The organism is Embleya sp. NPDC008237 (assembly GCF_042956465.1).
Classification (GTDB): Bacteria; Actinomycetota; Actinomycetes; order Streptomycetales; family Streptomycetaceae; genus Embleya.
In genome coordinates this window covers 568,993-580,880 of sequence record NZ_JBIBGL010000004.1, presented here as the reverse complement: position 1 = coordinate 580,880, position 11,888 = coordinate 568,993, and the positions used below count along the sequence as shown (strand labels likewise).

The following is an 11,888-nucleotide window of genomic DNA, read 5'->3' as shown; positions in this document are numbered from 1 at the left end:
GCGCCGGGCGTGCGCGGGGTCGGGGGCGTTGGTGGCGGACGGCGGGCCTGGGTGAGCTGCGGGCGCTGCCTGGTGTGGGTGTGGGTGCGGATGGCGGCCATGGCGACGGCGACGGCAGCGACAGCCGCGACGGCGACAGCGACGGTGATGGGGGATTTGTCGCCGGATGCTCGCGCAGCGTGTCTGGTTGATTACGCTGTTGCCATGATCGAGCTTGGATCGTTCAGGGAACTGCGTGGCGTGCCGGAGCCGTTCGGCGCGTGGGTTTTCGATCCGCCGCGCCATCGTCCGGATCCATGACGTCCGGACCGACGTCCGCGTCCCGACGCTGATGCGTCCGTGCGGCGACGTCTTCGCTCTTCCGCCGCTGCCCCATGCTCGGGTGCCGTTCGGGGTCGTGCCCGGTCGGATCGGCGGTGCGTGGGCCGGGCGTGCGGATTCGCCTCGATCTCTTGCCCACCCCCCCGCATGCGATGGCGTGCGTTCATCCCCGGAGTCGCCCATGTTGTTCCGTCGCCTTGTCGTCGCCGCAGCCGTCGTCGTCGCCGCTCAGTGCCCGATTCCCTCCGTCGCCGCCCGGACGGTGGACCGGCTCATCGTGACGGTGGCCGACAACCCCGAGGGAGTGCAGACGTACACGCTGGAGTGTCACCCCGCCGGCGGCAGTCACCCGGGGCCCGCGGGGGCATGCGATCGGCTCGACGCCACGACGGCCGACGGGGACCCGTTCGCGCCGGTCCCCGCCGGCGCGCGGTGCACGATGATCTACGGCGGACCCGCGACCGCGCGCATCACCGGCACCTGGGCGGGCCGTCCGGTCGACGCCGGTTTCAACCGCACCAACGGGTGCGAGATCGCGCGCTGGGACAACCTCGTACCGGTCCTGCCGGGCGCGCGCTGATGTGCCTTCGGGTCGATCTTCCTTCGGGGCGGTAGTGCGGGCGGGGCTGCTCGATCGGCCCGCCCGCGGATTGCGGCGGTCGAATGGGAGCGGCGTCACGCGCGGATACCGCTACCGCGTCGTCCTGGCGGCGCCACTCAGTGGTGGGGAGGGATTCGCGGTCCTATATCGTGTGCCGATATCGGGAGCCGTAGCAGTCGTGGGCCATGTTCGGGGAGCGAGCGATGGGGACGTCGGCGGCATCTGCCGAAGCGGGCGAGCTGAAACGGCACCTGGGCGTGTTCGACGCCGTGGTGATCGGGCTCGGCTCGATGATCGGCGCCGGGATCTTCGCCGCGCTCGGCCCGGCCGCCGACGCGGCGGGATCGGGCCTGCCGATCGGCCTGGCCCTGGCCGCCGTGGTGGCCTACTGCAACGCGACCTCCTCGGCCCGCCTGGCCGCCCGCTATCCGCAGTCCGGTGGTACGTACGTCTACGGGCGCGAGCGGCTGGGCGAGTTCTGGGGCTATCTGGCCGGCTGGGGCTTCGTGGTCGGCAAGACCGCCTCCTGCGCGGCCATGGCCCTGACCGCCGGCTCCTACGTGTGGCCCGAGCAGGCACACGCGGTCGCGGTCGCCGCGGTGGTGGCGCTGACCGCGGTGAACTACGTCGGCGTACAGAAGTCCGCGTGGCTGACCAGGGGCATCGTCGCCGCCGTCCTCGCCGTGCTCGCCGCCGTGGTCACCGCGTGCCTGACCGGTGGCACCGGCGAGACCGCGCACCTGCGCATCGGCGCGGACGCCGGCTTCGGTGGCGTGCTCCAGGCGGCCGGCCTGCTGTTCTTCGCCTTCGCCGGCTACGCGCGCATCGCCACGCTCGGCGAGGAGGTCCGCGACCCGAAGCGCACCATCCCGCGGGCGATCGCGACCGCGCTCGGCATCACGCTGGTGGTGTACGCGATCGTCGCCGTGGCCGTGCTCGCGGTGCTCGGGCCGGACCGGCTCGCCCACACCGCCGACCCCCTGGCCGAGGCCGTGCGCGCGGCCGGCGCCCCGGGACTCGTCCCGGTGGTCCGCGTCGGGGCCGCGCTCGCGGCGCTCGGCTCGCTGCTGGCGCTGATCCTCGGGGTCTCACGAACCACGCTGGCGATGGCCCGCGACCGGCACCTGCCACACGTACTGGCCGCCGTGCACCCCCGGTTCGGCGTACCGCACCGGGCCGAGCTCGCGGTCGGCGCGGTCGTCGCCGTCCTGGCCGCGACCACGGACGTGCGCGGTGCGATCGGCTTCTCGTCCTTCGGCGTGTTGGCCTACTACGCCGTCGCCAACGCCTCCGCCCGGACGCTCACCCCCGCCGAGGGCCGCCCGGCCCGGATCGTGCCGATCGTCGGTACGGCAGGGTGCCTGGTCCTGGCCTTCGCGCTGCCGCCGACCTCGGTGTTGTGGGGCGCCGCGGTGCTTGCGGCCGGCGCCGCCGCGTACGGCCTGCGCAAGGCGACCGGCCGCGCCTGACCCGACGCGGCCGGCCGGCTGCGCGTGATCGGCTGCGCCTGATCGCCTGCGCCTGATCGCCTGCGCTTGATCGGCCGCGCCTGGCCGGCCGGAGCCGCCATGGCCGGCGCCGGATCGGGCACCGGCTACGGGTGCGGCCGGTCCGCCTCGGGCAGCACCTCGCGGGCCAGTTCCGCCAGCGCGCGTCGATCCTCGGCCAGCGCCGCCCGTCCCGCGTCCGTCGCCCGATAGACGCGCCGGGTGCGGCCCTCGACCACCCGCTGCTCGGAGGTCAGCAGCCCGTCCGCCTCCATCCGGTGCAGGGTCGGGTACAGCGTGCCGGGGCTGATCCGGTAGCCGTGGCCCGCCAGTTCCCGGGACATCCACGCACCGTGGACCTCCTCCTCGGCCGCGTGATGCAGGATGTGCAGCCGCACCGCGCCCCGTTGGAACTCCCTCACGCGTCGACCACCTTCCCGCTCCATCACCAAGGGCGACGAATCCGATATCGAACTCCGATACTACGGGCGTCCGCCGGTGCCGGCGCGCCCACGACGGCGCGCCCGCCACGGCGGGGGAGCCGTGACGTGCGCGCGGGTCCGGGTCGCCGGGTCGAGTGGATTGCGGCATTCGTGGCATTGTGGCCGCCCGTTCGGCGCGCTCCGGGCGCGCGGGTGGGGTGCGCGTGCTGGAGTCGATGGCGTGCCGGGCTGTGGGCGCGAGGACGAACGTGTCCGCGGCCCGGTCGACGTATCGGCGACGGGTCCCCTCAGGAGCTGTGATGACTTCCGATATCCACATCGAAGACCTGGACGAGGGCGGGCCCTGCCCGCTGGGTGCGCACTCGACGCACGCGTGCGGCGGGCCCACCGACGAGTGGGGTGTGCCGATGTGGGGGCGGGTGCCCGGGATCGGCGAGGTCGGCGACAGCCTGCCCGGGTGCGGGGTGCACGTGGGCGAGGTCCTGGTGACGCGCGACCCGGAGCTGTGGGTGGGCCTGGTGTTCGAGACGCCCGCCGGCAACACCGATCCGGATCGAGAGGAGCGGGCCGCAGTGACGGAGTTCGCCGAACGCCTTGCCTTGGACGTCATCGACCAGCGCACCGGCGACGCCGACGACCCGGACGCGGTGGTGCTGCGGCCGGTGAGCGCCGACGAACTCGCGCGAGCGGTGGCGTACGCGCTGAACGCGATCGGCGTGGGTTGAGCCGATGCCACCCGAACCGACCCGGAACCGGGGCGAGTTCACGGTGGGTCCGGGACCCCGCGGGTGTCGTCGGACGGAACTGGACCGGCGGCGCACTCGACGGGTGATCCGCCCGGAGTCGCTGATCATCTCGTCCTTCGGCGGCCTCTTGGGCGTGCTGCTCGGACTGATCGCCGGGGCGGGTGAAGGGCATGGCCCGCTCCACGAAGGACCTGACCGTGGTCATCCGGTGGGACAGGATGCTGCTCTTCCTGATCCTCGCGGCGATCGTGGGCATCCTGGCCGGCCCCGCGCGCGGCCGAGCTCGACGTACTCACGGCGCTGCGCACCGATCGGCTAGCGGTCGCCCGACGCGCCGAGGTGCGGTGGCTGTGGGGTGTGGTGGTCCAGCAGGCGGGTGAGCATCCGGACGAACTGTTCGCGTTCGGCGGGGGCCAAGGGCGCGAGCAGTTGTTCGTGGAGGTCGTCCAGGGCCCGGTCGAGGAGGGTGAGGCGGCCGCTGCCCTGGTCGGTGATCGTGATGATGTTGCGCCGGCGGTCGTCGGGATCGGGCGTGCGCTCGATGAGATCGCGTGCGGCCAGGTCGTTGAGGACGCCGACCATGTCGCTGCGGTAGATGCCGGTGCGTCGGCTCAGCGTCGCCTGGCTGCCCGGGCCGTACTCCTCCAACGAGGCCAGCACCGCGTAGTGCCACTTGCGGGCATCGAGGCGGGCCAAGCCCTCGGCGACCAGCCGATCCGACTGCGTGGACAGCTGTGCCAGCAACCGGCTCGCCTGTTTGCGCAGCCTGTCCGGCGTCCGTCTCTCGCAGTCGGGAACGTCCATCGCTTCGGCGTCGCTGGTCATGGCGGTGATCCTACCCCGTTGCGTTAGTCGGGCTAACGATATAGGTTCGTTCATACCGGAAACGTTCGGGGCATAAACATTCGTTCGACGAACGAGTAGGGCCACGGCGCGGTTCGGGTCAACCCCTCACATCCAGCCTCCGAGGAGCACCTCGTGCCCACGATCGACGTTCTCGACTCGACCATCCACTACGAGGACCACGGCAGCGGATCCGCCGTCGTCTTCCTGCACGGCAACCCCTCCTCCTCCCATACGTGGCGGAACGTCCTGCCCCTGGTCGGAGAGGGCCGGTTGATCGCCCCCGACCTGATCGGCATGGGCCGCTCGGGCAAGCCCGTCGGCGATTACCGGTTCGGCGACCACGCCCGCTACCTGGACGCGTTCTTCGACGCGCTCGGCCTGGACGAGGTCGTGCTCGTCGGCCACGACTGGGGCGGCTCGCTCGCCTTCGACTGGGCGGCCCGACACCCGGACCGGGTGCGTGGCCTCGCCTTCTTCGAGACGATCGTCCGCCCGATCGCCTCGAACGAGCTTTCCGAACAGGCTCGTGCCCGCTCGGTGAAGCTCCGCTCCGATGAGGGCGAGTCGCTGGTCCTCGACGGGCACTTCATGGTGAACGCGGCCTACACCGGGGGCGTGCTCGACCCGCTCGGCGACGAGGACATCGAGGTCTACCGGGCCCCGTACCCCACCCGCGAGAGCCGTCGTCCGCTGCTGAACTGGACCCGCTCCCTGCCGATCGACGGCGACCCCGCCGACGTGACCGCCCGGATCCGGGCGTACGGCCCCTGGCTGGCCGACAGCCGCGACGTTCCCAAGCTCCTGCTCACCTTCGACTCGGCACCGACCCTCCTCATCACCCCCGAGGTCGCCGCCTGGTGCCGGGACAACATCGCCGCTCTCCGGGTCGAGCACATCGGCCCTGCCGGCCACCACGCCACCGAGGACCAGCCCGAGGCGATCGCCAAGGCCGTCTCCACCTGGCTGGACGAGCACGCCCTTCGCCGGTAGGCCGTATCCGGCCGCGTGCGTGGTGCACGCGGCCGGACACGCAGTTCGGCGTAGAGGGCGCCGGCCGACTCCCCGCCGCCGACGAGCCAGATGTCCGGGGCGCTCCGTGTTTCGGGGTGGTGGGTGGCCCGCGAAACGTCAGCGCCGAACGAGGAGTTGCAGCAGATCCGCCAGGGGTGCCAGGACATCGAGCGTGGCGTCTCCCGTCCGGCGTCGGCGGCGGACGGGCTCCGCCGTCGCGTCGTCGGCGTCCGGGCGGACGACGTCCTCGCCGGCCGGCTCGGGCGTGTCGGTGCGGTCGGGCGGAGTGGGCCGTGCGTCGTTGCGGTCGGCCGACCGTACGCTTGCGACCAGTGCGAGCACGGCGCGCACCAGGATCACCGAGAGCACGGCCAAGTGCGGGACTTCGGACAGGTGTAGCGCCATCGTGGTCATCGGATCCTCGTCTCCCGATCCCTCCCGGGCACCTCGTCCCGGCTAGGCTTCGAGTACAGACCGGTCCGGGGCCGGGAGTTCGGATCCAATACGTGATCCGGACGAAAAAGACATCCGCGGTGCGGTGTTCGAGTGTCCAAGCCCGGCTGTCACGTGTCTTGTCCGAGTGTCCAAGACAGCTGCGGTCGCGGGCCCGACGCGCAGTGCGCGAGGGGGCGAGCGTGACCGAGGCGAGAATGCCGCAATCGTGGACGGAGTTCCGCGCGTCGTTGCGCCGGCTGCGGGCGATGGCGGGCGACCCGACATTTCGATCCCTGGCCGAATCCTCCGAGCGGTCGGCCGCGAATCCGTCGGTGCCGATGCGGCCCTTCTCGCACAGCACGGCCCAGAACTACATGGACAACCGCAACACCCCGGTGGGTACCCAGTGGGACCCGGTACGGTCGGTCCTGATCTGCCTCCTGCGCCACGCTCGTCAGGGCGAACTGCCGGTGGAGCCACCGCTGGACGACCTGGTGTGGTGGGAACGGGGCTGGCAGTCGCTCATCGACGCCTCCGCACCGCGCGGGCGATCGCCGCGGCGGCCGGATGCGCCGGTCGCCACCGAGCCGGCGGGTGCGTGGGACCGGACCCCGCTCGACGGTTCGCTGCTCGGAGTGCCCTGGGCGGAACTGGGCTTCGGTCCGACCGGTGAACTGGAACACCTGGGCAAGCTGTTCGTGATCATCGGCTTGGCGGAGGAAGTCGGCGCACCGCAACTCGCCTGCACGAGCGCCGAACTCCTCGAACGGCGGGCGCGCGCCGAACTGGGCCCGAACCATCCGACCAGCCTGGCCGCCCGCTACGCGGTGGCGCTGTTCGCCCGACACGTGCGCGCACCGGCCGCAGCCCTGCACCTGACCGGCAACGTCCTCGACGACTGTGCCCGGGCACTGGGCGAGGAGCACCCGCTGACCCGCCGGGCCGGCCTGCTCCGCGCGGAACTCACCTGGCGCTGCGGCTGGTTGCAGGACGCCCGAGCCGAGTACGCCCGGCTGATCCGCACCGACACCGCCCGATACGGCTCCCGGGACCGGATCGTGCTGTCCGCGCGGCGCGGCGGGGCCATGGTCGCCAGGTCACGCGGCGACTGGTTCTCCGCCCGCGACATGCTGGCCGATCTGGTGCCCGATTTCCGGGCGGTGTTCGGTGCGGACGACGCCGCGACCTTCGAGACCGAAGGGGCGTACGCGCTGGCCGTGGGGGACACCGGCGAGGTGCGGCAGGCCCGCGCGTCGCTCGTGGAACTCGTCGAGCGGGCGGCCGGGGGCATGCGCCCGGACCACCCCACCGTCCTGGCCCTGCGGCGCTCGCTCGCCGCGCTCACCTGGGCGGCGGGCGACCAGGCCGAGGCCGTCCGGCTCGCCGAGGCGGTCGCGGCGGACGGCGCGCGGGCCCTGGGCGCAGAGCATCCGGGCACCCTGGAGAGCCTGCACCTGCTCGCGGTCCTGTGCACGGACACCGAACCGGAACAGGCCCGACGCCTGTTCCTGGACGTCGCGGAGGCGCGCGAACACAACCTGGGCCGGGACCACCCCGACACGCTCGGGGCCCGGCACGGGCTCGCCCTGGTCCTCGACTGGCTCGAAGGGCCCGCGGCGGCCCTGCGGTTGCTCGACGAGGTACTGGAGCGGCAACGCCGGGTGCTGGGATCCGACCATCCCTCGACCCTGGGCACCCGACACAACCGCTGCCTGGTGATCCACGAGCTCGGTGACGCCGAGGCCGCCGCGGCGGCGCTGGAGCGGGTGCACGAGGACCGGGAACGCGTGCTCGGCGCCGACCATCCCTCCACGCTCGCGACCCTGCACCGGCTGGCCCTGTCGAGTTGGCAGTCGGAGGGCCCGGAGGCGGCGCGCGCCCGGCTGGAGGACGTACTGGCGCGGCAGGAGCGTGCGTTCGACCGCGATCACCCGGCGGCGCTGGAGACCTGGCATGCCCTGGCCATGGTCGTTCGGGCGCTGGAGGGCCCCTCGGTCGCGCTGCCCATCCTGTCCCGGGTGCTCGATCGCCAGCGCGCCACGCTGGGTTCCGATCACCGGGCGACCCTGCAGACCATGCACAACCTGGCGGTCGTCACGGACGAGTCGCCCGATCCGCGCGCGTCCCTGCCGCTGTACGAGGAAGTGTTGCGGCGGCAGCAGGGGTTGCTGGGCGCGGGCCATCCGGACACCCTGCGCACCGCGCTCGACCTGGCCCTCGCGACCGCGGGCGTGCACGGGCTCGCGGCCGCCCGCCCCCTGTTCGTCGACGCGCTCGAACTGCACCGGACCCACCTGGGCGCAGCGGACCCGGGCACGCTGCACGCACAAGGCATCTTCGTCGAGCGCTATGGCCGCGACTCCGCCTGAATGACGTCGACAATCGGCTAGGCTGGGCAACGCAGTTCATCGACCCGGTATTTCGGCAGGGTCCGACGTTGTCGGCCGCCACGTGGACGGAGGTCTGGCCGCGTGTCCCCTGTCGAGGAACCGCCGACGGGTACGCAGACCGGGGCGGCGGACGACGTGCGTTCGGACGTACTCGATCTCTCCGACCTCACGCCGGGCGACCTGGACGCCCTGCCGGACACGGCGTTGGCCTCGGCACTGCGGCGGGTGTTGCGGGACGCGCTGAGCGACGAATCCGTCTTCTGCGCCTTCGATTCGGCGTTCGAGGACTGAAACGATGCCCAGGCGCCCCGACTCGGGTCCCCGGGGGGCACGATGACGCAGCCGCCGCCCTTTCGCCAATTCGTGGTCAAGCTGCACAGCCGCTGCAACCTCGCGTGCGATCACTGCTACGTCTACGAGGCACGCGACACGTCCTGGCGCAGCCGGCCGCGGGCGATGTCCGCGCCGATCATGCGCCGACTCGCGGAACGCATCGCCCGGCACGCCGACCGCCACGAGCTGCCCGTCGTCCATGTGGCCCTGCACGGCGGCGAACCGCTGTTGGCCGGTCGGGACCGGGTCGACACACTGGCCGGCACACTGCGAGCGGCCCTGCCCGCCGCGACCGCCTTGAAGCTGTCCGTGCAGACCAACGGCACGCTTGTGGACCCCGAGTGGATGGCCCTGTTCCACCGCCACGGCATCCGCGTCGGAGTCAGCCTCGACGGCGACGCGGACGCCAACGACCGGCACCGGCGCCGGCGCGACGGTACCGGCAGCCACACCGCGGCCATTGCCGGGATCGCGCTGCTGCGCCGCCCCGAACACCGCAGTCTGTACGCGGGATTGTTGTGCACGGTCGACCTCGCCAACGACCCGGTGCGCACCTACGAGGCGCTGCTCGCGCACCAGCCCGCCCGGATCGACTTCCTGCTCCCGCACGCCAACCGGCAATTCCCGCCCCCGGGCCACGACCCGCTCGGCACGCCCTACGCGCGCTGGCTGCTCGCGGTCTTCACCCGCTGGTACGAAAGCCCCGTACGCGAGACGTCCGTGCGCCTGTTCGACGACATCATGGCCGTGTGCCTGGGCGGCTCCTCGCGTTCGGAGGCCGTCGGCCTGTCGGTACCCGGATTTCTCGTGGTGGCCACCGACGGGGCCATCGAGCAGGCCGACTCGCTGCACTCCAGCTACGACCGGGCGGCGGCCACCGGCCTGAACGTCCTCGCGCACGACTTCGACGCGGCCGCCCGACACCCGCAGATCGCGCAATGGCGCCTGGGCGAGGCGGGGCTGGCGGACGCGTGCCGCGCGTGTGAGGTGATGAAGCTGTGCGGCGGTGGGATCCGCGCGCACCGCTACCTGCCGGCCTCGGGATTCGCGAACCCCTCCGTCTACTGCGCCGACTTGGAGAAGTTGACCGGCCACATCCGCGATCGGGTTCGCGCCGACACCCGCGAACTCCTGCGGAGCCTGCCGTGATCGCCGGACTCGCCGGCGTGCGTCTGACGTCCCGGGACTTCGACGACCTGGCCCGCGGCCGACCCGGGCCCACCGCCCTGCACACGCTGCGCACCGGTCAGCTCAGCCGTCGGCTGCTCCTGATCCACACGTTGGCCCGGACGGCCCGAACCCGCTTTCCCATGCCCTGGCGGCAATCGGGGGCCGAGCACGCACAGGCGGTGCTGACCGAGGTCACCCGGCACGACCGGGGCGCCCTGGAGACCGTCCTGATGCACCCCCACCTGGGCGTCTGGGCCACCCGCTGCCTGCGCGGGCTGCACGGCAGGTCGCCCGGTTTCCGGATCCGGGACGAACTCGCCTGGTTCACCGCCGTCGCCGCCGCCGCGGCCACCCGCGCCGGACTTCCCGCGCGGCTGGAACTGCCCGTCCGCGCCGGGATCGTGTCCCTGCCCACCCTCGGGTCCATGCGGGTGCCCGCCGACATCGCCGTGGTGCGGTTCGAGGACGGGGTGCTCCACTTCCCCGGCGGCCACGCCCGCGTGCCGATCACGGACACCGCCGGCCCCGCCCGCGACGTGCGCGCGAGCACGACCGAGGGCGCGCTCCCGTACTGGCAACCCACCCGCGTCGTGACCGCCCACGCGCCCGACGCCGGTCCGGTGCTGCGCGTCGTGCTGGAGGACGGCGATCCCTATCGCGACGCGCACCGCGAGGACATCGCGCCGCGGCTCACCCCGGAACGGGCCGCGCGGTGGGACACGGCACTGCGCCACGCCTGGGCCGTGCTGTGCGAGCACTTCCCGGATCGGGCCCGGATCTGCGCGAGCCTGTGCACCAGCGTGGTGCCGCTCGCGCCGCGGTCCGGCCGGGCGATGAGCGTCACGGTGCGCGACGCGCACGGCGCGATCGGGATCACCGAGGCGGCCGATCCGGTGCGGCTGGCGGAGGCACTGGTCCACGAGACGAGCCACATCGCGCTGGGCGCCCTGACGGACCTCGTGGACCTGCACGAATGGGGCGCGACCCAGCGGTACACCGTGGGCTGGCGACCGGACCGGCGCCCGCTGGAGGCCGTGCTCCAGGGCACCTACGCACACCTCGCGCTGACCGGTCTGTGGGGCCACTACCGACACCTGGTGCCGCCGGTCGCCCGAACCCGCGCCGAACGGCGGTTCGTACGCTACCGCGACCAGGTGGACGCCGCGCTGGCGGTACTCGGCGACTGTCGGCAACTGACGGCGCTGGGACGCCGATTCGTCGACCACATGGCAGCGGAGGCCGCCGACCGCACACGCGGCGCCCGCGTCGACCGGATGGGCCCGCCGCGACCCGGCGTCGTGCGCAGCCGCCGGGTCGCGCACCCGGCCCGCGAGACGGCCGCGGCGCTGGCGGACCTGGGGCTCGGGAGCGGAGCGGTGCTGCTCGTGCTGGCACCCTCGACCCCGCTCGCCCGCGTCGACGGCGGCCCCGACCCGCTGATCGGGGCGCTGCGCGAGGCGTTGGGCGAGCACGGAACCCTGGTCGTACCGACGGCCACCAGCGACAACACCGACCCTTCGACCTGGCATCGCACGTGCCGCAGCCCGGTCCCCGCCGACTGGTGGCCGGGACTGCGCGCGGAGATGCCGCCGTTCGAACCCGCACACACGCCGAGCCACCGGATGGGCGCGCTCGCAGAGCAGGTACGCCGACTGCCCGGAGCCGTGCGCAGCGACCACCCCAGGACATCGTTCGCGGGGATCGGGCCACACGCCACGGCCCTGATGCGCGGCCACGCGCCCGACTGCCACTACGGCGAACGCTCACCGCTGGGCCGCATGGAGCGGGTCGGCGCGCACGTGCTGTTGTGGGACGTCGGCTTCGCCGCCAACATCGCCTTCCACCTGGCCGAATACCGCGTCGGGCAGCCGCCGACGACCGGATACCGCAGCCTGGTGCGCGATGCCCGAGGCGACCGACGATGGGTCGACACGGTGGACACCCGACTGGGCAACCACGACTTCGCGGTGCTGGGGGAGGCGTTCGAACGCACCGGGGCGGTGCGCGTGGCCGCGGCCGGGCAGCGGCGGGCGAGGCTGTTCCGACTGGACGAGGCCGTCGGCTTCGCCACGACGTGGTTGCGGGAGCACCGCCCGGATCGCTGA

At 73.0% G+C, this 11,888-nt stretch carries 12 protein-coding genes; 9 read left to right on the top strand and 3 right to left on the bottom strand.

From position 1 onward, the window contains the following. The first annotated feature begins 99 nt into the window (after positions 1-99). The 3 genes from ACFZBU_RS12980 to ACFZBU_RS12970 all read left to right on the top strand — a co-directional run bounded on the left by ACFZBU_RS12980 (position 100) and on the right by ACFZBU_RS12970 (position 2,391). On the top strand, positions 100-300 hold the full coding sequence (locus tag ACFZBU_RS12980) for a hypothetical protein (protein ID WP_391583567.1): 201 nt from the start codon (positions 100-102) through the stop codon (positions 298-300). 202 nt (positions 301-502) lie between these two features. Then, positions 503-901, top strand: coding sequence for an SSI family serine proteinase inhibitor (locus ACFZBU_RS12975; RefSeq protein WP_391583566.1), 399 nt, complete (start codon positions 503-505; stop codon positions 899-901). A gap of 224 nt (positions 902-1,125) precedes the next feature. Continuing rightward, on the top strand, positions 1,126-2,391 hold the full coding sequence (locus ACFZBU_RS12970) for an APC family permease (protein WP_391583565.1): 1,266 nt from the start codon (positions 1,126-1,128) through the stop codon (positions 2,389-2,391). Positions 2,392-2,516: 125 nt separating this feature from the next. Here the strand turns inward: ACFZBU_RS12970 and ACFZBU_RS12965 are convergent, their stop codons facing one another. After that, positions 2,517-2,831, bottom strand: coding sequence for a PadR family transcriptional regulator (locus tag ACFZBU_RS12965; RefSeq protein ID WP_391583564.1), 315 nt, complete (start codon positions 2,829-2,831; stop codon positions 2,517-2,519). A 320-nt stretch (positions 2,832-3,151) separates the two neighbouring features. Between ACFZBU_RS12965 and ACFZBU_RS12960 the strand changes: the two genes are divergently transcribed. Continuing rightward, positions 3,152-3,577, top strand: a complete 426-nt coding sequence (locus ACFZBU_RS12960) for a hypothetical protein (protein ID WP_391583563.1) — start codon at positions 3,152-3,154, stop codon at positions 3,575-3,577. A 336-nt stretch (positions 3,578-3,913) separates the two neighbouring features. Here ACFZBU_RS12960 and ACFZBU_RS12955 read toward each other — a convergent pair whose 3' ends face one another. Further along, on the bottom strand, positions 3,914-4,423 hold the full coding sequence (locus ACFZBU_RS12955; RefSeq protein ID WP_391583562.1) for a MarR family winged helix-turn-helix transcriptional regulator: 510 nt from the start codon (positions 4,421-4,423) through the stop codon (positions 3,914-3,916). 153 nt (positions 4,424-4,576) lie between these two features. Between ACFZBU_RS12955 and ACFZBU_RS12950 the strand changes: the two genes are divergently transcribed. After that, positions 4,577-5,434 carry a haloalkane dehalogenase gene (locus ACFZBU_RS12950; RefSeq protein WP_391583561.1) on the top strand — a complete coding sequence of 286 codons (858 nt, stop codon included), beginning with the start codon at positions 4,577-4,579 and terminating at the stop codon, positions 5,432-5,434. Between the two features lie 138 nt (positions 5,435-5,572). Here the strand turns inward: ACFZBU_RS12950 and ACFZBU_RS12945 are convergent, their stop codons facing one another. Next, the gene (locus ACFZBU_RS12945) at positions 5,573-5,869 is read right to left on the bottom strand and encodes a hypothetical protein (RefSeq protein WP_391583560.1); all 297 of its coding nucleotides are present in this window, start codon (positions 5,867-5,869) and stop codon (positions 5,573-5,575) included. Between the two features lie 221 nt (positions 5,870-6,090). Here ACFZBU_RS12945 and ACFZBU_RS12940 point away from each other — a divergent pair, with 221 nt between their 5' ends. From ACFZBU_RS12940 to ACFZBU_RS12925, 4 genes are all read left to right on the top strand, one after another. After that, positions 6,091-8,259: a tetratricopeptide repeat protein gene (locus ACFZBU_RS12940; protein ID WP_391583559.1), complete on the top strand. Its 2,169-nt coding sequence runs from the start codon at positions 6,091-6,093 to the stop codon at positions 8,257-8,259. Positions 8,260-8,361: 102 nt separating this feature from the next. Beyond that, positions 8,362-8,571: an FxSxx-COOH cyclophane-containing RiPP peptide gene (fxsA, locus tag ACFZBU_RS12935; protein ID WP_391583558.1), complete on the top strand. Its 210-nt coding sequence runs from the start codon at positions 8,362-8,364 to the stop codon at positions 8,569-8,571. A gap of 42 nt (positions 8,572-8,613) precedes the next feature. After that, positions 8,614-9,762 (top strand): FxsB family cyclophane-forming radical SAM/SPASM peptide maturase, encoded by a 1,149-nt coding sequence (locus tag ACFZBU_RS12930; protein ID WP_391583557.1) that lies wholly within the window; start codon positions 8,614-8,616, stop codon positions 9,760-9,762. Further along, on the top strand, positions 9,759-11,888 hold the full coding sequence (locus tag ACFZBU_RS12925; protein ID WP_391583556.1) for an AAC(3) family N-acetyltransferase: 2,130 nt from the start codon (positions 9,759-9,761) through the stop codon (positions 11,886-11,888). Before ACFZBU_RS12930 ends, ACFZBU_RS12925 begins: the two co-directional genes overlap by 4 nt.